Source organism: Pararhodobacter zhoushanensis (assembly GCF_003990445.1).
GTDB lineage: Bacteria > Pseudomonadota > Alphaproteobacteria > Rhodobacterales > Rhodobacteraceae > Pararhodobacter > Pararhodobacter zhoushanensis.
Genome location: NZ_REEZ01000003.1, coordinates 121,846 through 143,680 on the forward strand (window position 1 = coordinate 121,846; position 21,835 = coordinate 143,680).

21 protein-coding genes are annotated in these 21,835 nt (G+C 66.3%); 16 read left to right on the top strand and 5 right to left on the bottom strand.

Going from position 1 to position 21,835, the window contains the following annotated elements:
- The first annotated feature begins 161 nt into the window (after positions 1 to 161).
- From EAE28_RS08685 to glmM, 5 genes are all read left to right on the top strand, one after another.
- A complete protein-coding gene (locus tag EAE28_RS08685; RefSeq protein WP_127105460.1) occupies positions 162 to 2,729 on the top strand; it encodes a putative PEP-binding protein in 2,568 nt (855 codons plus the stop codon).
- 304 nt (positions 2,730 to 3,033) lie between these two features.
- Positions 3,034 to 3,681: a cell wall hydrolase gene (locus EAE28_RS08690; protein WP_127105461.1), complete on the top strand. Its 648-nt coding sequence runs from the start codon at positions 3,034 to 3,036 to the stop codon at positions 3,679 to 3,681.
- 135 nt (positions 3,682 to 3,816) lie between these two features.
- The gene (locus EAE28_RS08695) at positions 3,817 to 4,728 is read left to right on the top strand and encodes a dihydroneopterin aldolase (RefSeq protein WP_127105462.1); all 912 of its coding nucleotides are present in this window, start codon (positions 3,817 to 3,819) and stop codon (positions 4,726 to 4,728) included.
- A 48-nt stretch (positions 4,729 to 4,776) separates the two neighbouring features.
- A complete protein-coding gene (gene folP, locus EAE28_RS08700) occupies positions 4,777 to 5,766 on the top strand; it encodes a dihydropteroate synthase (RefSeq protein ID WP_127105463.1) in 990 nt (329 codons plus the stop codon).
- Positions 5,763 to 7,106: a phosphoglucosamine mutase gene (gene glmM, locus EAE28_RS08705; RefSeq protein WP_127105464.1), complete on the top strand. Its 1,344-nt coding sequence runs from the start codon at positions 5,763 to 5,765 to the stop codon at positions 7,104 to 7,106. The genes folP and glmM overlap by 4 nt, the downstream gene beginning before the upstream one ends.
- On the opposite strand, the gene EAE28_RS08710 is transcribed toward glmM, so the two are convergent.
- On the bottom strand, positions 7,103 to 8,029 hold the full coding sequence (locus EAE28_RS08710; RefSeq protein ID WP_127105465.1) for a DMT family transporter: 927 nt from the start codon (positions 8,027 to 8,029) through the stop codon (positions 7,103 to 7,105). The genes glmM and EAE28_RS08710 overlap by 4 nt on opposite strands.
- Positions 8,030 to 8,135: 106 nt before the next feature.
- Between EAE28_RS08710 and EAE28_RS08715 the strand changes: the two genes are divergently transcribed.
- From EAE28_RS08715 to paaZ, 9 genes are all read left to right on the top strand, one after another.
- Positions 8,136 to 9,035, top strand: coding sequence for a PaaX family transcriptional regulator C-terminal domain-containing protein (locus EAE28_RS08715; RefSeq protein WP_127105466.1), 900 nt, complete (start codon positions 8,136 to 8,138; stop codon positions 9,033 to 9,035).
- Positions 9,036 to 9,126: 91 nt separating this feature from the next.
- The gene (gene pcaF / locus EAE28_RS08720; RefSeq protein ID WP_127105467.1) at positions 9,127 to 10,332 is read left to right on the top strand and encodes a 3-oxoadipyl-CoA thiolase; all 1,206 of its coding nucleotides are present in this window, start codon (positions 9,127 to 9,129) and stop codon (positions 10,330 to 10,332) included.
- Between the two features lie 15 nt (positions 10,333 to 10,347).
- Positions 10,348 to 11,337 (top strand): 1,2-phenylacetyl-CoA epoxidase subunit PaaA, encoded by a 990-nt coding sequence (paaA, locus tag EAE28_RS08725; RefSeq protein WP_127105468.1) that lies wholly within the window; start codon positions 10,348 to 10,350, stop codon positions 11,335 to 11,337.
- An 82-nt stretch (positions 11,338 to 11,419) separates the two neighbouring features.
- A complete protein-coding gene (gene paaB / locus EAE28_RS08730) occupies positions 11,420 to 11,704 on the top strand; it encodes a 1,2-phenylacetyl-CoA epoxidase subunit PaaB (RefSeq protein WP_127105469.1) in 285 nt (94 codons plus the stop codon).
- On the top strand, positions 11,704 to 12,549 hold the full coding sequence (gene paaC, locus EAE28_RS08735) for a 1,2-phenylacetyl-CoA epoxidase subunit PaaC (RefSeq protein ID WP_127105470.1): 846 nt from the start codon (positions 11,704 to 11,706) through the stop codon (positions 12,547 to 12,549). The genes paaB and paaC overlap by 1 nt, the downstream gene beginning before the upstream one ends.
- 1 nt (position 12,550) lies before the next feature.
- Positions 12,551 to 13,063, top strand: coding sequence for a 1,2-phenylacetyl-CoA epoxidase subunit PaaD (gene paaD / locus EAE28_RS08740; RefSeq protein WP_127105471.1), 513 nt, complete (start codon positions 12,551 to 12,553; stop codon positions 13,061 to 13,063).
- A 9-nt stretch (positions 13,064 to 13,072) separates the two neighbouring features.
- Complete coding sequence (paaE, locus tag EAE28_RS08745; RefSeq protein WP_127105472.1) at positions 13,073 to 14,146, top strand: 1,2-phenylacetyl-CoA epoxidase subunit PaaE; 1,074 nt, start codon at positions 13,073 to 13,075, stop codon at positions 14,144 to 14,146.
- 15 nt (positions 14,147 to 14,161) lie between these two features.
- Positions 14,162 to 14,911: a Phenylacetic acid catabolic protein gene (locus EAE28_RS08750; RefSeq protein WP_127105473.1), complete on the top strand. Its 750-nt coding sequence runs from the start codon at positions 14,162 to 14,164 to the stop codon at positions 14,909 to 14,911.
- Between the two features lie 11 nt (positions 14,912 to 14,922).
- A complete protein-coding gene (gene paaZ / locus EAE28_RS08755) occupies positions 14,923 to 16,971 on the top strand; it encodes a phenylacetic acid degradation bifunctional protein PaaZ (RefSeq protein WP_127105474.1) in 2,049 nt (682 codons plus the stop codon).
- 265 nt (positions 16,972 to 17,236) lie between these two features.
- On the opposite strand, the gene pyrF is transcribed toward paaZ, so the two are convergent.
- Entirely contained in the window at positions 17,237 to 17,965 is a 729-nt protein-coding gene (gene pyrF / locus EAE28_RS08760) for an orotidine-5'-phosphate decarboxylase (RefSeq protein WP_246022316.1), read from the bottom strand.
- A 108-nt stretch (positions 17,966 to 18,073) separates the two neighbouring features.
- Between pyrF and EAE28_RS08765 the strand changes: the two genes are divergently transcribed.
- Positions 18,074 to 19,201: an alpha/beta hydrolase family protein gene (locus EAE28_RS08765; RefSeq protein ID WP_127105475.1), complete on the top strand. Its 1,128-nt coding sequence runs from the start codon at positions 18,074 to 18,076 to the stop codon at positions 19,199 to 19,201.
- Between the two features lie 6 nt (positions 19,202 to 19,207).
- Positions 19,208 to 19,627, top strand: coding sequence for an RES domain-containing protein (locus EAE28_RS08770; protein ID WP_127105476.1), 420 nt, complete (start codon positions 19,208 to 19,210; stop codon positions 19,625 to 19,627).
- A 7-nt stretch (positions 19,628 to 19,634) separates the two neighbouring features.
- Here EAE28_RS08770 and EAE28_RS08775 read toward each other — a convergent pair whose 3' ends face one another.
- The 3 genes from EAE28_RS08775 to EAE28_RS08785 form a co-directional block, all read right to left on the bottom strand.
- Positions 19,635 to 20,090 (bottom strand): universal stress protein, encoded by a 456-nt coding sequence (locus EAE28_RS08775; RefSeq protein ID WP_127105477.1) that lies wholly within the window; start codon positions 20,088 to 20,090, stop codon positions 19,635 to 19,637.
- A gap of 80 nt (positions 20,091 to 20,170) precedes the next feature.
- A complete protein-coding gene (locus EAE28_RS08780) occupies positions 20,171 to 20,953 on the bottom strand; it encodes a potassium channel family protein (protein WP_246022317.1) in 783 nt (260 codons plus the stop codon).
- On the bottom strand, positions 20,950 to 21,807 hold the full coding sequence (locus EAE28_RS08785; protein WP_127105478.1) for a branched-chain amino acid aminotransferase: 858 nt from the start codon (positions 21,805 to 21,807) through the stop codon (positions 20,950 to 20,952). Before EAE28_RS08785 ends, EAE28_RS08780 begins: the two co-directional genes overlap by 4 nt.
- Positions 21,808 to 21,835 lie beyond the last annotated feature (28 nt).

Here is a 21,835-nt window from a genome sequence, read left to right on the forward strand (position 1 = left end):
GTGAAAACAGCGGCCCCCTCAGATCGGTTCCGGCACAAATTTTTCGCACGGCGGGGAACCGCCTGCTGCTTGCCTGCGCAAACCGGTAGCCCAAACGCGGTTTTCTGCGCTTGCACGGTAGCGGGATAAGCCTATTCTGCCCGGCAAATGGAGGGACGCTGATGGCGAACCGGAACCTCAACTTGCTGGATTATTCGGAAATTACCGGAGCGGCGCCGATTGCGCTGCGCACCCATGGCTGGCGGGCCAAATGCCTGCAGCGGCTGGTCCGGCTGGACATGCCGGTGCCCAAAACGGTCGCATTGTCGTTCGAGGCCGTGCGCGCCATTGCCGCAGGGTCGATGCCGGATCTCAGCGGATTGGTAGGGCGGTTTGATGCGGGGCAGCTGTTGTCGGTGCGCCCTTCGGCCGAGAATACCGACTGGGGCGGTCCCGGTGCCGTGCTCAATATCGGCATGAACAACGCACGCTATGCCGACATCACCGAAACCCATGGCGAGAAAGTCGCCACGGCGCTGTATCTGAGCTTTGTGCAGGCCTACGCCCAGCACGTCGCGCGGCTGGACCCCGACATGTTCGCCGTCAGTGAACCCAGCCCGCGGGCGCTGGAAGCTGCGCTCGACGATTATGAAAAGGAAATGGAAGAGCCGTTTCCGCAAGATCCAAAGAAGCAGTTGGCCGAGGTGCTGCGCTCGATGGCCCGCGCGTGGGAGGGGACGTCGGCCCGCTTGTTGCGTCAGGCCAAGGGCGCGTCGGCCGAGGCCGGGCTGGGGCTGGTGGTACAGGCAATGGCAGGGGGTTACGGCGCGCCCGAAACCGGCGCCGGTGTCATCCAGTTCATCGAGCCGGTGACGGGCGCGCCGCAGATCACCGGGCGCTATGCCGAGCGGGGGCAGGGGCGCGAGGCGGTCTCGAACAACCCGCAAGCGATGTACCTGACCTGCGACCCACGGGGCGCCTCGCTGGAAGAACTGCACCCCGCCGCGTTCAAAAGCCTCGTGCGCCACGGGGCCGATTGTCGCGAGAAGTTGCGCGAAGAGATGCAGATCGAGTTCACGGTGGTGAATGGCGAGGTCTCGGTGCTGGATGCCGTCAAGGTGCAGCGCAACAGCCGTGCCGCTGTGCGCGTCGCCGTGTCGCTGGCCGAGGATGGCATCATCACCCGCAAGGAAGCGCTGATGCGCGTAACACCGCGTGCGCTGTCCGAGCTGCTGCACCGTCAGGTCGATCCGCGCGGCCCGCGCGACGTGCTGGCGCGCGGTATCGCCGCCAGTCCGGGTGCTGCCACCGGGCGGCTGGTCTTCACCTCGACTGCCGCGCAGGCCAGTGCCTCACGCGGGGAACCCTGCATTCTGGTGCGCCGCGAAACCTCGCCCGAGGATATTCGCGGCATGCACGCCGCCGCCGGTGTCCTGACCGAGCGTGGCGGGATGACCAGCCATGCCGCCGTGATCGGGCGGGGGCTGGGCGTGCCCTGCATCGTGGGGGCAACGGGGCTGCGCATTGATCTGAAGAACCGTCAGTTGCACACGGGCCGTCGCGTTCTGTCCGAGGGCGATCTGATCACCATCGACGGCACCGCCGGGGAAATCCTGCCGGGCGAGGCTGATATGCTGGAACCGGCGCTGGACCAATGGTTCACCACGCTGCTCGACTGGGCGGACGCACTGCGCGACATCGGCGTGCGCGCCAATGCCGACACCCCCGCCGACGCCCGCATCGCGCGTGGCTTCAAGGCTGAAGGGATCGGTCTGTGCCGTACCGAGCATATGTTCTTCGAGGATGATCGCCTGACGGTCATGCGCGAGATGATCTTTGCCGACACCGGCCCTGACCGGGCGGCGGCGCTGGCGCGGCTGTTGCCGATGCAACGCTCGGATTTCATCGAGCTGTTCTCGATCATGGAGGGATTGCCGGTCTGCATCCGCCTGTTCGATCCGCCGCTGCATGAATTCCTGCCCCATACCCGCGAGGGGATGAAACAACTGGCCGATGCGCTGGACAAGCCGCTCAGCGAAGTTGTGCGCCGGTCCGAGGAACTGGCCGAGTTCAACCCGATGCTGGGCCTGCGTGGCGTCCGGCTGGGCGTGACCCTGCCCGAGATCTACGAGATGCAGGCGCGCGCGATCTTCGAGGCGACGATTGCCATCGGACGGCGGGGCGGCAAGGTGGTGCCCGAGATCATGATCCCGCTCGTGTCGGCGATGCGTGAGGTCGAGCTGGTCAAGGCCCGTATCGACGCCGTCGCCGCTGCCGTCCGGGTCGAGCGCGGCAACGGGTTCGAATACCGGCTGGGCGTCATGGTCGAAACCCCACGCGCTGCGCTGCGCGCCGGTGAGATCGCTCAGCATGCCGAGTTCATGTCATTTGGCACAAACGATCTGACGCAGATGACCTATGGCCTGTCGCGCGACGATGCCGGGCGCTTCATGTCGTACTATGTGCAGGCCGGGGTCTTCCCCGAAGACCCGTTCCATGTGCTCGACACCGATGGGGTCGGAGAGCTTTTGCTCATCGCTGCCGAGCGCGGCCGCAAGGCGCGTAAAAGTCTGACATTGTCCATTTGCGGCGAGCATGGCGGCAGCCCCGAATCGATAGCGTTCTGTCGCGATGCGGGCTTTGACTATGTGTCCTGCTCGCCGTTCCGTGTGCCCGTCGCACGGCTCGCTGCGGCGCAGCTGACGATCAAGGGCGACGAAGCGTCGGATCAAATGCCAGACCTTCGATGACTGACGTCTGCGCTTGAATCTTAGCGATAATTTAACCTGTGACGGACCGATGAACCCGCACGCTGCGCCCGAGTCGCGGCGCTGCGGCAATCGGCTTGGGCGCTGATCCGGGAAAACTGTTTCGATTTCTGGACTTGTGACGCGTTTTGCGCTATCCGATGTGACGGTGATACTGCGGCCGGGGGGGGAATCCGGGCCGCGATACTCCCCAAAACAACCAAAAGAGGCCGCCCTTTCCGGGCGGCACACCGGACGCCCTTGGCAAAGCCTTCGAGCTGCCTCTGGCTGACACAGGATGGACGGTATGGGACTCGTGAACCAATTGGCACCCCTCGGGGTCGCCCTTGCTGTCGCTTTGTCTGCGCAAAGCGCGGCGGCTGATTTGCCGCTGGAACAGTCACTGGCGCTGGCCTTCAGCGCCGAGCGTGAGGCGATGCGCGGCATGACCTCGTCGCTGGTCAGCCGGGCGACGACGCCGCTGGACGATCCGACGGCGATCCTGCGCTATGACGCCAGCTATCTGGTGACCATGCCGCAATCGAGCGACGAAACGGTGCAGTGTCTGGCCGAAGCGATCTACCACGAAGCGCGCGGCGAAGACGTGTATGGCCAGTTCGCCGTGGCCGAGGTGATTCTGAACCGCGTTGATCTGCCGAACTATCCCGGCAGCGTCTGCGGCGTGGTTCATCAGAACGCCAGCCGCCTCAACGCCTGCCAGTTTTCCTATGCCTGCAATGGCCGCTCGCGCGCCATGACAGAGCCGGGTGCGCGCCGGCTGGCCAATGCCATCGCGCAGGTCATGCTCGGCGGTGCGCCGCGTGAACTGACCGACGGGGCCACGCATTTCCACACCAACGGGGTGCGGCCCCGCTGGGCGCTCAGCTTTCACCGCACCGCGCAGTATGGATCGCATCTGTTTTACCGCGAGCCGGTGCAGCTGACCAGCAACTGACCGCCATGCGCTCGCGTTGCGCCGATCGGAAACGCCCGGGGGTCGCCTCGGGCGTTTTTCTTGCCGGGTTCAGACTGGGCATCGGGGCCTGCGCAGAGTAAGTCCCTGACAGGTTCCCTTGACCGGAGGCTCGCCATGAGCACCGACATCCATCTGGCCTTTGCCCATCCCGAAGAGCGCGCCGAGGCGACCGCCTCGGCAGATCCGCGCGACCGCATCTCGGTGCGCGATTTTCTGGTCGAGGCCGAAATCGGCGCCTTCCAGACCGAGCGTGGCCATACCCAGCGGCTGATGTTCAATGTCGTGGTCGAGGTCCGGCCGCAGACCGGCCCGGTCGATGACGACGTGGACCGCATCCTGTCCTATGACCGCATCACCGAGTCGATCACCGATGAGCTGGCTCTGGGCCGTCTCAACCTGCTCGAAACGCTGGCCGAGCATGTGGCCGAGCGCGTGCTAGCCTCGCCGCAGGCGATGCGCGCCTTTGTGCGGGTCGAAAAGCTGGATCGCGGGCCGTTCAAGCTGGGGGTCGAGATCGTGCGGACCCGCGCCGCGCAACCCGTTGCCAGCCAGATTGAGGGGGCGGATCTTCACCCCATCGTGGTCTATTTCGACAACGCCGCCATCGCCGCCGCCGATTTCAGCGACCGGCTGGACCGGCTGGAGAAGCGTGGCGCGCCGGTGGTGATCTGCGTCGGCTTGCCCGAAGCCACGGTGCCGCAGGTCGGCGTGACCGCCGTGCAGCGCCGTATCAACCTGCTGGCGGTCGAGCAGAACGCCTGGGCGCTGGCCGCGCGCGACCGCCGCTGTCTGGTGGTCGAAAGCCGGACCGAGATTGACTGGGCGATCCGGCAGGGCAACACCATCGTCTGGGCGCCGTCCAAGCTGGTGCTCGACGCGCCCGACGGCCCGTTGAACCATGCGCATAACGGCCCCGCTCTGGCGCAATGGCTGGCCGAGTCGCTGGCGGCGCAGGCGCTGCTCTTGCCGTGGGGCGTCAAGCTCTCGGCCGGAAGTCGCGTGCCGGTTGAAACATTTCCAGCCTGACATGCGGGATTCTTGCCAAGCGGACCGCGATCTGATTCACCAAGTGTCATGACAGCCTTCATCCCGTTCCGAGTAAGCCCGCGTACCGATATCCCGCGTCCCAAGAATGCGCTGCCGGTTGCCGGAAGTGCCCATGTCTGGTGGCGCGACGAGAGTGCCGCACAAAACCCTGTCTGCCGCGCCCGGATCATGGCGCCGCGGGTTATTCTGCCCTCATTGCCCACCGACCGCCCTCTGGTCATGGGCATCGTCAATGTGACCCCCGACAGCTTCAGCGACGGCGGCACGGCGGACACGCTGCACAGCGCGCTGGCGCGGACGCGCGCGCTGGTGGATGCCGGGGCCGATATTCTGGACATCGGCGGCGAAAGTACGCGCCCCGGTGCTTCGGTGGTGCCGCTGGTTGATGAGATCGCGCGCACCGCCCCGGTGATCGCCGCCATCCGCGCTGCCGGGATCACGACGCCGATCTCGATTGACACACGCAAGGCCGCCGTGGCCGAGGCGGCGCTGCAGGCCGGGGCGGACATCGTCAATGACGTGTCGGCGCTGACATGGGATCCCGATCTGGCCCGTGTCACCGCCGAGGCCGGCGCGCCGATCTGTCTGATGCACGCGCAGGGCACGCCGCAGACCATGCAGAGCGATCCGCGCTATGGCGATGTGCTGCATGAGGTTTACGACTATCTGGCCCGCCGCATGGATTACGCGGTGTCGAAAGGCATTCATCCCGAGCGTATCATCACCGACCCCGGCATCGGTTTTGGCAAGACAGTACAGCATAATTTGACTCTATTGCAGGGCCTCGCCCTGCTGCACTCTCTGGGCGCGCCGATCCTGCTGGGAGCGTCGCGCAAGGGCTTCATTGGCGCCATTTCGGGCGTTCAGAAAGCCTCGGCGCGCATGCCCGGCTCGCTTGCCGTGGCTTTGGCCGCCGCCGCGCAGGGGGCGCAGATCATCCGTGTGCATGATGTCGCGGAGACGGTACAGGCGCTGGCGCTCTGGCGCGCGCTGACGACGGCGGAGGACGGGAAATGAGCCGGAAACTTTTTGGCACCGATGGCGTGCGCGGACAGGCCAATTCATGGCCGATGACCGCCGAGCTGGCGCTGAAACTGGGGGCCGCCGCCGGTCGCTATTTCCGTCAGGACGGCAAGAACGGCCACCGCGTCGTGATCGGCAAGGACACGCGCCTGTCGTGCTACATGCTGGAAAACGCGCTGACCGCCGGGCTGACCTCGACGGGCATGAATGTGCTGCTGCTGGGGCCGGTGCCGACGCCAGCGGTAGGGTTCCTGACCCGCTCGATGCGGGCGGATCTGGGGATCATGATCTCGGCCAGTCACAACCCGGCCACCGATAACGGCATCAAGTTCTTTGGCCCTGATGGGTTCAAACTGTCGGACGAGGCGGAATCCGAGATCGAAGCGATCCTTGCCGCCGAGGCGCAGCTCGCCGCACCGCTGGAAATCGGCCGGGCGCGGCGCATTGACGATGGTCTGGGGCGCTATGTCGAATACGCCAAGACGACGCTGCCGCGCGGGGCGCGGCTTGGCGGTCTCAAGGTGGTGATCGATTGCGCCAATGGCGCGGCCTACAAGGCTGCGCCCGAGGTGCTGTGGGAATTGGGGGCCGAGGTAATCCCGCTGGGCGTCACGCCCAATGGCACCAACATCAATCAGGGCGTCGGCTCGACCGCGCCCAAGACCGCAGCGGAAACCGTGGTGGCGCATGGCGCGGATCTGGGCATTTGTCTGGATGGCGACGCCGACCGGGTCATTCTGATCGACGAACACGGTCAGGTGGCCGATGGCGATCAGCTCATGGCGCTGCTGGCCGCGCGCTGGGGGGCGGACGGGCGGCTCAACGCGGGCACTCTGGTGGCGACGGTGATGTCGAACCTCGGGCTTGAGCGCTTCTTGCAAGGGCAGGGGCTGCATCTGGAACGCACCGCTGTCGGTGACCGCTACGTGGTCGAGCGGATGCGCGCGCAGGGGCTCAATCTGGGGGGCGAGCAGTCGGGTCACATCGTGATGACCGACTACGCCACCACTGGCGACGGGTTGATCGCCGGGCTGCAATTCCTGCTGGCGATGGCCGAAACCGGCCAACCGGCCAGCGCGCTGACCCGCCAGTTCGAGCCGGTGCCGCAAAAGCTGCAGAACGTGCGCTACGCGGCGGGGCAGGTACCGATGGAGGCCGCCTCGGTCGTCGCAGCCATTGCCGAGGCTGAAGCACAGCTGGTTGGCCGTGGCCGTCTGCTGATCCGCAAATCGGGCACCGAGCCTTTGGTGCGGGTCATGGCCGAGTGCGAGGATCCCGGCCTGCTGGATACCATCGTCGCCGGGCTGGTCGCCGAAATCGAAGCCGCGCTCTAAACCGGCGCGCGGCGGCGGCGCCAGCTGACCCGGCTGACCGCAAGCCCGGTCAGGATCAGCCCCAGTGCTGCCAGAAACTGTGGCGGCAGGGGTTCGCTCAGGACCAGAACGCCGAACAGCACGGACCAGACCGGCACCTGATAGTTGGTCTGGGTCAGGAAGGTCGGCCCCGCCGAGCGGATCACATGCACCATGATCAGCGTCGCCAGCGCCGTGGGCATCAGACCCAGATACACCAGCGCCAGCGCCGAGCGCAGCGGCGGCATCGGGGGCAACCCGCCTTCAACCGCGAACGTCAGCGGAACCATGATCATCCCGGCCAGAATCAGCGCGGCAGTGGAAAACGCGATCGGGTCCACGCGCGGGCTGCGCCGGGTGATGATCGACCCGACAGAATAACTGAGCGTCACGCCGATGCAGGCGATCCGGGCCACCATGTCCAGCGCATTGTTGCCCATGTCCAGCGCGCCGACGCCGATCAGCACGACCACCCCGACCAGACCCAGCGCCACACCTGCCATGCGCGACAGCGTCAGCCGTTCACCGGGCAGGAACCCATGCGCCAGCACCAGCGTGAACAGCGGCACCAGCGCCATCGTGATGCCGACAAAGCTGGATTGCACATGCGTTTGTGCCCAGGCGATCAGCGTGAACGGCAGCGCGTTGGAAAACACCGCAAAACCCAGCGCATGCAGCCAGACCTTGCGCTCGGCCAGCGGGGGCAGGCGCAGCCCCATGGCCATGCTCAGCGCCCCAAGGGTCAGCGCGGCCAGCGCGATGCGGCCCGTGGCGATCCACAGCGGCTGCATCCCGTCCAGCGCGATGCGCACCGACAGGAAACTGCCGCCCCAGATGATCCCGAGGGCAACGACTTCAAGCCAGTTCAAAAGACTGGGTTTGCTGGGGCTGGATATGTCGGTCATGGTGGTCCTCCCCGCATGACGTCCCACGGACGCTGAACATGTGCAAGAGCCTCCCCCTCGCCATGAGCGTGACAGCGTGTCAGGATAGCGCAGGATCGGAGGCAGCATGAGCAACAGCGACGGGTTCACGGGCAAGGTCGGGGCGCTGGTTCAGGCGATGCCGCTGCGCGCGGCGGGGTTCATCGTGACGCTGTATGGCGACGCGGTGGTGCCGCGCGGCGGGGAGATCTGGATCGGCACGATCATCGAGACCTGCGCGCTGGTCGGCATCTCGGAAACGCTGGTGCGCACGGCGGTGTCGCGGCTGGTCGCGGCTGGTCAGCTTGAGGGCTGGCGGCGCGGACGGCGCAGTTTCTATCGGCTGAGCGAGCGGCTGCAGGCCGAGTCCGAGGCGGCCTCGCGCCTGATCTACGGCCCGCCCGAGCCGTGGCGCTGGCGTTTCGTGCATCTGCCCGAGGTCGGCGCGGACAGTCTGATGGCGCTTCTGGAGCGCGAGGGCTTCGCGCGCCTGCGTCCGCAACTGGCTGTCGGCCCGGCGCGGGGCACGCTGCCCAAGGGCGTGCTGGTGTTCGACGCCGCGCCTGCGGCGGGCGAGGCGTTGCTGGCCGACTTCGCGGCACAGGCCTGGGATCTGACCCCGCATTCTGCCGCTTATGCGACGTTGCTGGCGCAGTTCGGCCCGCTGGACGGGGTGCCGCCCGACGACGGCGCAGCGGCGCTGACCGCGCGTCTGCTGCTGGTCCACGCCTGGCGTCACGCCCTGTTGCGCGACCCGCGCCTGCCCGATGCCGCACTGCCCGCCGACTGGCCCGGCCACGCCGCGCGGGCCTTGTTCCACAGGCTCTATGCCACGCTGTCCCCCGCTGCCGATTCGCAGATCGGCACGCGGTTCGAGGGCGCGCAGGGGCCCTTGCCGGTCAGCACACCGCACCTCACCGCGCGGCTTGCGGTTGAGAATTCCGAGCCGGGCCAAGGGCTTTACCCGGCGGCACAGCTGGCGGGATGACATGTCACAAGATTTCTGAACATGAGCGTTGATTTGTGACACGTCAAAGTCTATACAATGACCGAGCGGTCAGCGAATTTGGGAGGGGACGATGACTGAGGCCTTTATCTGCGATGCCGTGCGCACACCGATTGGTCGCTACGGCGGGGCGCTGTCCTCGGTCCGCGCCGACGATCTGGCCGCAGCCCCGATCAAAGCCCTGATGTCGCGCAACGCCGCTGTCGACTGGTCGCAGGTCGATGACGTGATCTATGGCTGCGCCAATCAGGCCGGTGAAGACAACCGCAACGTGGCGCGCATGGCCGTGCTGCTGGCGGGCCTGCCGGTCAGCGTGCCGGGCACCACGGTGAACCGCCTTTGCGGCTCGGGCATGGATGCCATCGGCATGGCGGCGCGGGCGATCCGGGCGGATGATGCCGACATGCTGATCGCCGGTGGCGTCGAAAGCATGAGCCGCGCGCCCTTCGTGATGCCGAAAGCCGACAGCGCCTTTTCGCGCGCCAATGCGGTCTATGACACCACCATCGGCTGGCGCTTTATCAACCCGGCGATGAAGGCAGCGTTCGGCGTGGATTCCATGCCGCAGACCGCCGACAACGTCGCAGCCGACTGGGGCATCAACCGCGCCGATCAGGACGCCTTCGCGCTGCGCAGTCAGGAACGCTGGGCGGCGGCCCATGCTGCCGGGCTGTTCGCGGATGAGATCGCCGCAGTCCTCATCCCGCAGCGCAAGGGCGATCCCAGGATCGTCGACACCGACGAACACCCGCGCCCCGACGTGACGGCGGCGCAACTGGCCAAGCTGCGCGGCGTGAATGGCGCCGAGCTGAGCGTGACGGCGGGCAATGCCTCGGGCGTGAACGACGGGGCGGCGGCGGTGGTCGTGGCCTCGGAAGCCAGCGCCAAGGCCAACGGCTTGACCCCGCGCGCCCGTGTCGTCGGCATGGCTGCCGCCGGTGTCGAGCCGCGCGTGATGGGCGTCGGTCCGGTGCCTGCGGTGCGCAAACTGCTGGCGCGGACGGGGCTGAGCCTTGAGCAGATGGACGTGATCGAACTGAACGAAGCCTTCGCCGCGCAGGGCCTTGCCGTGCTGCGCGACCTCGGCCTTGCGGGTGATGATCCGCGCGTGAACCCGCTGGGCGGGGCGATCGCGCTGGGGCATCCGCTGGGCATGTCCGGTGCCCGCCTTGTCGGCACCGCGATGTGGCAATTGCAACGCAGTGGCGGGCGCTATGCGCTGTGCACCATGTGCGTTGGCGTCGGTCAGGGCATCGCCCTGATCCTTGAACGGGTCTGAACAGGAGAGACTGTCATGTATGCTCAAATGGTGAAGTCCGAAGCGGCAAACGACGATCCCGCGCTGCTGGCCGCGTTTCAGGCCCGCATCGACGCGGGCGAGCGTATCGAGCCGAAAGACTGGATGCCCGACGCTTACCGCAAGACGCTGATCCGCCAGATCGGCCAGCATGCGCATTCCGAGATCGTCGGTCAGCTGCCCGAGGGCAACTGGATCACCCGCGCCCCAACGCTGGAGCGCAAGGCGATCCTGCTGGCCAAGGTGCAGGATGAGGCGGGGCACGGGCTGTACCTGTACTGCGCCGCCGAGACGCTGGGCGTCACGCGCGACGATCTGACCGAGCAGCTCTTGTCGGGCCGGATGAAATATTCCTCGATCTTCAACTATCCCACCCTGACCTGGGCCGATATTGGCGCGGTCGGCTGGCTGGTCGATGGCGCGGCGATCATGAATCAGGTGCCGCTGCAGCGCACGTCGTTCGGTCCCTATGCCCGCGCCATGGTGCGGATCTGCAAGGAAGAGAGCTTTCACCAGCGGCAGGGCTATGACCTGATCACCAAGATGGCGCAGGGCACGGCTGAGCAGAAGGCGATGGCGCAGGATGCGCTCAACCGCTTCTGGTATCCGTCGCTGATGATGTTCGGGCCGTCCGACAAGGATTCGGTCCATTCCACGCAGTCGATGGCGTGGAAGATCAAGATCAACACCAATGACGAACTGCGGCAGAAATTCGTCGATCAGACCGTGCCGCAGGCGAAATACCTCGGCCTGACGGTGCCCGATGAGAACCTGAAGTGGAACGATGATAAGGACGGCTGGGACTTCAGCGAGCCGGACTGGAACGAGTTCTACGACGTGCTCAAGGGCAACGGGCCGTGCAACACGGACCGGCTGTCGGCGCGCCAGAAGGCCTGGAGCGACGGCGCGTGGTTCCGTGACGGGCTGATGGCGCATGCGAAGAAGGCCGAAGCCCGGCGCGTGGCGGCCAAGGTCGCGGCAGAGTAACAGGGAGGGGGGCTAGCCCCCCTCTGGGCCCTTGGCCCATTCACCCCCCAGCGTATTTTCAGCAAGATGAAAGGGCTACGTCGTGTCCAATGAATGGCCGCTATGGGAAGTCTTTATCCGGGGTCAGCACGGGCTGAACCACCGGCACGTCGGCAGCCTGCATGCCCCCGACGCCGAACTGGCGATGCGCCATGCGCGCGATGTCTACACCCGGCGTAACGAGGGGGTCAGCATCTGGGTGGTGCCCTCGGCGCAGATCACCGCCTCGGCCCCGTCGGACAAGGGTCCGCTGTTCGAGCCGGCGAATGACAAGGTGTATCGTCACCCGACGTTTTACGACATTCCCGATGAAGTGGGGCATATGTGATGCCCTCGCTTCCCGATGTGATGACCCCCGACGCCGCACAACTGGCGCAGGCGGCGGGCGGCGAGGGGCGCGCGCCCTTGGAGACGGGCTCGCCCGAGCATGACCTTTTCACCGGGCTGACTCGGCTGGGCGATACCACGCTGATTCTGGGACACCGGGTCAGCGAATGGTGCGGGCTGGCGCCGGTGCTGGAAGAGGACATCGCGCTGGCCAATATGGCGCTGGACCTGATCGGGCAGACGCAGCTGTGGCTGGGGCTGGCCGGTGAGGTCGAGGGCCGGGGCCGCGACGCGGATGCGCTGGCCTTTCGGCGCGACGGCTGGGAGTTCCACAATCTGCTGCTGGTCGAGCGCCCGAATGGCGATTTCGGCCGGACGCTGATGCGCCAGTTCCTGTTTGACGCCTATCACCTGCCGCTCTTGAAGGCGCTGGAAGGTTCGACCAACCCGCGCATCGCCGAAATCGCGGCGAAGGCGGGCAAGGAAGTGGCCTATCACGTCGAGCGCTCCGCCGATCTGGTGATCCGGCTGGGCGATGGCACCGACGAGAGCCACGCGCGCATGCAATCCTCGCTGGACGCGCTCTGGGGCTATACCGGCGAGGCGTTTATCGGCGATGCGGTTGACGCCCGGCTGGGCGAGGCCGGGGTCATGCCCGCGCCCGAAAGCCTGCGCTCCGACTGGGACCGGACCGTCAACGCGGTGCTGGCCGAGGCGACGCTGGAGCGCCCGGCGAGCGACTTTGCCCACAAGGGTGGCAAGCAGGGCCGGCACAGCGAGCATCTGGGTCATCTGCTGACGTCGATGCAGTGGCTGCAGCGCTCGTATCCTGACGCCACGTGGTAAGATGAAACCCGCCGTCGAACAGGTCTGGCAGTGGCTGGGCGAGGTGCCGGACCCGGAAATCCCGGTGATCTCGCTCACCGATCTGGGGGTCATCCGCGACGTCGCCTATGAGGGCGACACGCTGGTGGTCACGGTCACGCCGACCTATTCGGGCTGCCCGGCGACGGCGGTGATCAATCTCGATATCGAGAACAAGCTGCGCGACAACGGCGTCACCGATCTGCGCCTGAGCCGTCAGTTGTCACCGCCCTGGAGCAGCGACTGGATCAACCCGGCTGCGCGCGAGGCGCTCAAGGACTACGGCATCGCGCCGCCCATTGACGGCACCGCCGCCGATGGCGTGCTGGCCGGGCGCATCGCGCGGCTGGGCGGGGCTGGCAATCTGGTGGTGGCCTGCCCGCGCTGTGGGTCAAACCATACCGAGAAGATCAGCCAGTTCGGCTCGACCCCCTGCAAAGCGGCGTATCAGTGCCGCGACTGTCTGGAACCCTTCGACTATTTCAAATGTATTTGAGGCACTGACATGGCCCGTTTCCTGCCCCTTGAAGTGACCGACGTCCGCAAGGACACCCGCGACGCCGTCGTCGTCACCCTGCGCCCGCGCCCCGAGGATGCGGCGCGCTTTGCCTTCATTCAGGGCCAGTACCTGACCTTTCGCCGCGAGTTCGACGGCGAGGAGCTGCGCCGCTCGTATTCGATCTGCGCCGGGCTGGACGAGGGGCTGCTGAAGGTTGGCATCAAGCGTGTCGATGGCGGCGCGTTCAGCACCTGGGCGAATGAGAACCTCGCACCCGGCGCGGTGATCGAAGCCATGCCGCCGATGGGCAATTTCCACACTGCCTTGCAGGCTGAAACACCCCGGCACTATCTGGGTTTTGCCGGCGGGTCAGGCATCACGCCGGTGCTGTCGATCCTGAAAACCGTGCTGGCGCGCGAACCCAAATCGCGCTTCACGCTGGTCTATGCAAACCGGCAGATCAACTCGATCATGTTCCGCGAAGATCTTGAGGATTTGAAGAATTCCTACCTTGGGCGGCTGTCTGTGCTGCATGTGCTCGAGGCAGAAGGTCAGGAAATCGACCTGTTCACAGGCCGCATCGACGCCGAGAAAATGTCTGCCCTTTTCACCCATTGGGTCGATCCGGCCAGTGTCGATACCGCATTCATATGCGGGCCCGAACCCATGATGTTGACCATCGCCGACAGCCTCAAGGCCAACGGACTGAGTGACACGCAGATCAAGTTCGAGCTGTTCGCCAGCGGGCAGCCGGGCCGCGCCAAGACCAAGGCGGTGAGCACGGTTGCCGACAGCGGCGAGGCTTGCGAGGCGACCGTTACACTGGACGGCACCACCCGTACCTTCCGAATGCCCAAGACCGGGGAGAGCCTGCTCGACGCGGCGCTGTCGAACCGGCTGGACGCGCCCTATGCCTGCAAGGCCGGGGTCTGCTCGACCTGCCGCGCCAAGGTGCTTGAGGGCGAGGTCGAGATGATGACCAACCACGCGCTTGAGGATTACGAGGTCCGGCAAGGCTATGTGCTGACCTGCCAATGCTACCCACTAAGCGACCGCGTGGTCGTGAGCTATGACCAGTAACCCGGGGGAGCGATCATGACCGATATGAGCATCGAGGACTATCTCGCCCATGGCGGCAAGCTGACCTCGCCGGGGAATGTTCCGGCGCGCTATCGCGGCGAGCTTTTGCGCCTGATGGCGTCATTTGTGGACAGCGAACTGGCGGCCTCGGCCGGGTTCGCCGACACGATCAACGATGCGCCGGGCATCAAAAGCCGCATCGCCGCCGCGCGGATCACGCTGGAAAAGGCCGACCATGCCGAGCGCGTGTTGCGCCTGATGTCGGAATTCGGCGTCGATACCGAGCGGTATGAAGACGTCCACCCTTGGGCTGCGCGCGTCGCGCGTGACGCCGATCTGGGCGCGCAGCGCCATGGCGGCGACATGCGGCTGTCGGTGTTCCACTACCCGCTGACCGGCTGGATCGACGCCGTGGTGATGAACGTGTTGCAGGGGCTGGCGGCCAAGGTGCAGTTGGCCGAGCTGTCGCAGGTCTCGTACCAGCCGCTGGCCGAGGTGTTCCGCGCCATCGCCCCGACCGAGACGCGCCATGCCGAGCTGGGCGTCGAGGGGCTGGCGCAGATCGTCCAGTCCGAAGAGGGGCGCGCCGCCGCCGAAGCCTCGATCGCCTACTGGCGGCCCCATGTTGCCGCCGGTTTCGGCGCGACCAATTCGGCCCGTTACGAGCGGCTGTCGCGGCTTGGCCTGCGCCACCGCCCTAACGCCGCCATGCTGGCCGAGTGGGAGGCGACCCTTGCCACCACGCTGGCCGATCTGTCTCTCTGAAAGGACGCGCGATGAACGCTCAGACCCCTTACGCGCTGAAAAGCTACATCTGCGGTGACTGGAAAGCCGGGGCCCGCGACGGCGTGCTGTTGCGCGATGCGGGCACCGGCGCGCCGGTTGCGACCATCGACGCCAGCGGCATCGACATGGCCGAGGCGCTGGCCTATGGCCGTGCCTCCGGTGCGGCGCTGCGGGCGATGAGTTTCCACCAGCGCGCCGAGATGCTCAAGGCGCTGGCCAAGGCGCTGAGCGCGCAAAAGGATGCCTTCCACGCGCTGTCGCTGGCCACCGGGGCCACGCCGCGCGACGGCATGGTCGACATCGAGGGCGGCTTTCACACGCTGTTTTCCTATTCCAGCCAGGGACGGCGCGAGCTGCCAAATACCAAGCTGCTGGTCGAAGGCTCGGTTGAGGGGCTGTCCAAGGACGGCAGCTTCAGCGCCCAGCACATTCTGACGCCGCTGCAGGGCGTGGCGGTGCATATCAACGCCTTCAACTTCCCGGTCTGGGGGATGCTCGAGAAACTGGCACCGACGCTACTGGCGGGCATGCCCGCGATCATCAAACCGGCCTCGCAGACGGCCTATCTGACCGAACTGGTGGTCCGCGCGATCATCGAGACCGGCATCCTGCCGACGGGCGCGCTGCAACTGATTTGCGGCTCGACCGGCGACCTGCTGGACCATGTGACCGGGCAGGACGTGGTGACCTTTACTGGCTCGGCCTCGACCGGGCGGATGCTGCGCACGTCGAAAGCGATCGTCGAGAATTCGGTGCGCTTCACGATGGAAGCTGACAGCCTGAACGCCTCCGTACTGGGGCCGGATGCCGTGGCAGGCACGCCCGAGTTCGACCTCTTCGTCAAGGAAGTCACCCGCGAGATGACCGTCAAGGCGGGCCAGAAATGCACCGCTATCCGCCGCGTTCTGGTGCCCCGGGCGCAGGCTGACGCGGTGATCGCGGCGCTGGGCGAGGCGCTGGGCAAGATGAACGCCGGTCTGCCGGGCGACGCCGCCACCCGCATGGGCGCGCTGGCCAGCCACGCGCAGCGCGACGAAGTCCGCGCCCGCATCCGCGATCTGCAGGCCGATGGCGAGATCGTCGTCGGCGACCCGGACGCGGTGAGCGTCAGCTCGGGTGATCCCGACGAGGGCGCGTTCCTCAATCCGGTGGTGCTCTATTGCGATCAGCCTTTGAGCGCCAAAGCCGCGCATGATGTCGAAGCCTTCGGGCCGGTCAGCACCGTCATGGCCTATGACGACCTCGATGAGGCGATTGCCCTGACGCAACGCGGCAAAGGCTCGCTGGCCGCGTCGGTGTTCACCAATGCACCCGAGGTCGCCGAGGCCGCCGTGCTCGGCATGGCCCCGTTCCACGGCCGCATCCTGCTGGGCAATCGCGCCAGCGCGAAAACCTCGACCGGCCACGGCGCGCCGCTGCCCAATCTGGTGCACGGCGGGCCGGGCCGCGCCGGTGGCGGTGAGGAAATGGGCGGCATCCGCGGCGTGAAACACTTCATGCAGCGCACGGCGGTGCAGGGCACGCCCGCGCTGCTCAGTGCGGTGACGGGGCGCTGGATCGAGGGCGCTCCAACCCGCGCCGACTGCCACCCGTTCCGCAAATCGCTGGAAACGCTAAAGGTCGGCGACCAGATCGTTACGGCGACGCGGGAGGTCACGCTTGAGGACATCGAGCATTTCGCGGCCTTCACCGGCGACACCTTCTACGCCCACATGGACGAAGACGCCGCCCGCGCCAACCCGTTCTTCGACGGCCGCGTCGCGCACGGCTACCTGATCGTCAGCTTCGCCGCCGGGCTGTTCGTGCAGCCCGATCCCGGCCCGGTGCTGGCCAATTACGGCGTCGACAACCTGCGCTTCCTGACCCCGGTGAACCCCGGCGACGTGCTCGGCGTCCGGTTGACCTGCAAAGAGATCAACCCCCGCGAAAACGCCGAACACGGCGAGGTGCGCTGGGATTGTCAGGTGACCAATCAGGACGGAGCGGTGGTCGCGCAATACGACGTGCTGACCATGGTGGCCAAAACCTGGCCGCAGTAAGGGCATTACCGGCGCGCGCCCCACAGGCCGACCGGGAGGGTTTTCCACCCTCCCGGACCCTCCCGGAGGATATTTGCAGAGCAAAGAGGGGCGTTAACGAAGGGTTAACCGCGCTTTCTTTGCTCCCTAAATATCCTCGGGGGGTGAATTCGCTGAAAGCGAAGAGGGGGGTCCGAGGACCCCCTTGTTGCGCGCCGCGACAGCGGCGCGCCGGGTCGCGTGAGGGCGAGGCGGCGTCAGCCGTCTCGGCCGAGGGCGAAACCCCTCACCGGCTTGCAAGGTCCGCCACGATGGCGCGGGCTGCCGCGACCGGGTCGGTTGCCGCCCAGACCGGTCGGCCGACGACGATGTGATCCGCGCCGTTGCGCACCGCGTCTGACGGCGTTGCGATGCGTTTCTGATCGTTCGAGGCGCTGCCAGCCGGGCGTACCCCCGGCGTCACGATCAGCCGACCTGCCGCATTGGGCAGCGCGCGGATCATCGCGGCCTCGAAGGGGCTGGCGATCACGCCGTCAGCCCCGGCCTCGAACGCCCGCGCCGCGCGCTCGGTCACGATCTCGGCGATGTCGCCGGGCTTGATCATGGCTCCGTCCAGATCGGCGCGGTCCATCGAGGTCAGCACCGTGACGCCCAGAATTTTCAGTCCCGTGCCCGCCGCGCCTTGCTTGGCGGCTTGCACGACCATCGGATCGCCATGCACGGTCAGAAAGTCGAGATTGTACTGGGCGATACCGCGTACTGCCGCTTCAACCGTTGCCGGAATGTCGAAAAACTTCATGTCCAGGAAGATGCGTTTGCCCCGTTCCTGTTTCAGCTCATTCGCCAGGGCCAGCCCGCCGCCGGTCAGCATGCCCAGACCGATCTTGTAGAAACTGACCTGATCACCGATCCGCTCGGCGATCTCGAGTCCCTGCACCACATTGGGCACGTCCAGCGCCACGATCAGGCGGTCGTCGGCGGGCAGGTTGTCTTGGGCATGGGCGGGCATGGACATGGCGCAGTCTCCTGAGGGCACGGGTTCTTGGGGGCTGGCGCGCTGATACGCGCATTGCCGCAGCCGGGCAAGCTTGCGCATTGGCTGCACCGGGGGCAGCATGGCGTCATGACGCAAACAGCCCCCAACCGCATTGACGGCACCCGCCCCGATTCGCCCTGTCTTTCCGGGCATGGCACATGGCCCGTCGGGGTGCAGACCCTGACGCTGACCGATCCCGCGCGGGTCGATCTGGACGGCGAGACTCGCCCACGCCCTTTGACCGTCGAGCTGTGGTATCCCGCCGCGCCCGGCACCGCACCGGGCGGCAGCTACGACACGTTGCTGCGCGACGGCGAGACGCCGGTCACCGTGCACGGCAGCGCCGCGCGCGATGCCGACCCTGCGCAGGCGCGCTGGCCTTTGGTGCTGATCAGCCACGGCTATCCCGGCAACCGCTTTCTGATGAGCCATCTGGCCGAGGCGTTGGCCTCGCGCGGGTATCTGGTCGCCGCGGCGGATCATCCGTTGAGCACCTATCAGGATCAGGGCCCGTTTGGCGCGACGCTTTATCACCGGCCGCTGGATCAGCGGTTTCTGCTGGGAGCGCTGGCCGGGCATCCGCTGGCGCTGCCTGATACCGCGGCCGTGATCGGCTATTCGATGGGGGGCTACGGCGCCTTGGTGACCGCCGGGGCCGGGCTGGTTGACGGAATGGAGGCGCATGAGCAAGCCCCGGCGGGCGGGCTGCTCGCCGTCCATCTGGCGCGAAACCTGCCGCTGCCGCCTGCCAATCTGCGCGCGGTCATTGCCTTTGGGCCGTGGGGCAACGGGCATGGCGTCTGGTCACCCGAAGGGCTGAGCGGCATCGCCTTGCCGCTGTTGGTGATCGCGGGCAGCGTCGATACCGTGTCGGTCTATGAGGGGATGCGCGGCATCGCCCGGGACGCGGGCGGCACGCTTCAGACCTTCGTCAACGCCGGCCACAATGCCGGTGCGCCGATCCCGGCCCCGGCCGAGAGCCATGCGCATAGCGAGAAACTCGGCTGGGCGCCGTTCCTGCATTACGCCGATCCGGTCTGGGACTCGGTACGGATGAACGCCATCGCCCAGCATTTCGCCGCCGCATTTCTGGACCGGCACCTGAAGGGCGAGACCGCGCGCGATGCGCTGCTTGCGCCCGTGACGGCGCTGGGTGCCGAGGCCGGGTTTGGCGACGGGATGGCCGCTGGGCTGACGGTCGAGAGCTGGGCGTAAGGGCTGATGCTGCCCTTTGACGGTCCGGTGTGGCGGCTCTTGCCGCGCGGCATGGCCGCTGATGCTGCGGCCCGCGCGCCCGAAGGGCGGTTTCACCATGCCGGACAGATCGCGGCCTATGCCTCGCTGAGTGCCGAGGGGGCGCATGTGGCGATCAAGCGGTATCTGGGTGACGGGGCTGAGCGGGTGCTCATCCCGATGTGGCTGCGCGCCGAGCGTGTGGATGATGCGCGCGGCAACCCGGCAGTGTCTGTCGTCTGGCAGGACATCCGCGCGGCCGGTCAGCCTGCGCCGACATGGGCGCTGTCGGATGCCGCTCGGGCGGCGGGGGCGCAGGCGATGCTGTACAGTTCGCGCTCGCGGCCGGATCTTGCGCATATCGTGGTGTTCGACACGCGCTGCCTGCGACGAAACTCAACGGCTTAGCCGCAGATCAGGCGATGGACTCCATGCGTTCCTTGTCCATCGTGCCCGGCACGATGGTGATCGGCACCGGCAGCGAGCCTGAGCTGCGTGACAGCTGCGTGACCAGCGGGCCGGGGCCCGAGCGGTCCGAACCTGCACCCAGCACCAGAACGCCGATCTGCGGGTCTTCCGCGATCTGGGCGAGGATTTCGTCCACGGGCTGGCCTTCGCGGATCACCAGTTCAGGCTGGATCGCGTGCTTGTCGCGCATCCATTTGGCGAAGACTTCGAAATGGGCCTCGATCCGTTCACGGGCTTCTTCGCGCATCAGGTCGGCCACGCCGATCCAATGCTGGAACTCTTCGGGCGGGATGATCGACAGGATCGTCACGCCGCCCTCGGTGTGCGCGGCCCTGAGAGCCGCGAAACGGATCGCGTTCAGGCATTCGCGGCTGTCATCCAGCACGACGAGAAACTTGCGCATCATCAACTCCGGTTGTGCGCGCCATCATGGCGCATGGTCGCAAAGCTGTCCAGCAGGGCCAGGGGCCGCCGGGAAAGGTCTCAGTCAGAAAATCCATGTGTCGGAATTTTCACCGGTGCGCCGCAATGTTTGCAATGCACGGCGTCGGGGTCGTGGCGGTTCAGGCCACATTCCTGACAGGTGTATTTCACCTTCTTGGGCTGAAACAGCGCGCGGGCGAATTGGACGAACAGGGCAACGCCCACCACCATCACCAGCACCGAGAACAGCTTGCCGCCGGGCGAATCCAGCGTGATGTCGCCAAAGCCGGTGGTCGTCAGGGTGGCGACGGTGAAATAGAGCGCGTCGATATAGGCGGTGACGCCTGTATGGGCCTCGAAGAACAGCGCAAAGGCCAGCGAGGAGGTGACGAAGATGAACACGAACAGGTTCATGCCCGCCAGAAAGGTATCCTCGTGCCGCCGAAACAGGTCGGAATCGCGCCGAAGATCGTGGACCAGATGGTACGAATGCAGCAGCCTGAGCCCGCGCAGGATGCGCAGAAAGGTGATGTCATCGGGTACAAAGGGGGCCACGAACAGCGAGACCAGCACGATGATATCCGCGATCGTGTAGATCCGCCGCAGCATCTGCAGCCGGTCGGGCGCAACCCAGAGCCGGGCGAGAAAATCGGCAAAGATGATCACGCCCAGGACTGCGTTTGTCACCGTCAGCGGCGTCGTATAAGGAAGCGCCGCCGCGACGATGAAGTACAAAATAGACGCCACATCGAAAACAATCAGCGCATAGCGGAACCGCTTGGCGCGCTCGCTGCGTCCGTTATAGAGCAGCCGAAGTTCCCGGTGTAGCGGGTGTTCACTCACCGTTGCGAGGCCGCCCAGTCCCAGTAAAGCTGCCGGGTGCGTTTGGTCACCGGGCCGGTCTGATAGCGGCGGTCGTCAAAGGCCGAAACCGGCGTGACCTTGGACATGTTGCCCGACAGGAACACCTCATCGGCATCGCGGAAATCGTCCAGCGTCAGGACGGTTTCGTGGACCTTCACGCCATCGGCGGTCAGGTTCGAGATGTGGCGCGCGCGGGTGATGCCCGACAGGAAGGTGCCGTTGGCGATGGGGGTGAAAACCTCACCATCCTTGACCATGAAGGCATTCGCCGTGGCGCTTTCAGCCACATTGCCCTGACTGTCGCAGACCAGCGCGTTGTCAAAGCCCTTGGCGTTGGCCTCGGCCAGCATGCGGGCGTTGTTGGGATACAGGCACCCTGCCTTGGCATTGGTCACCGCACTGTCCAGCGTCGGGCGGCGGAAGCGGGTGGTCGTCAGCGAGGTTGTCGCGGTTTCCGGGGCCATGCCGATCGCCTCAAGGCAGATGCAGAACCCAGTCGCATCCTGCGAGGCCAGCACGCCCGACGGCCCGCCGTTGATCGCCCAGTACATCGGGCGGATGTAGACGGAATCCGCAAAGCCATCGAGCCCCTCGCGGGTGATTTCGAGCATCTCTTCGACGCTCATCGTCGGCTTGATCATCAGCGCCTCGGCCGAGCGGTTGATGCGCGCAAGGTGGCGGTCCAGATCCGGCGTCATGCCGTCGAAGAGCCGCGCGCCGTCAAACACAGTGGTGCCCAGCCAAGCGCCGTGGTCGGCGGCCTTCATGACGGGGACGTCGCCCTCGTGCCAGCGGCCCTCAAAATACGTGCGGATGCGTGAACCGACAGCCATGATGCGTCTCCCTGAAGCGTGTTGCGCC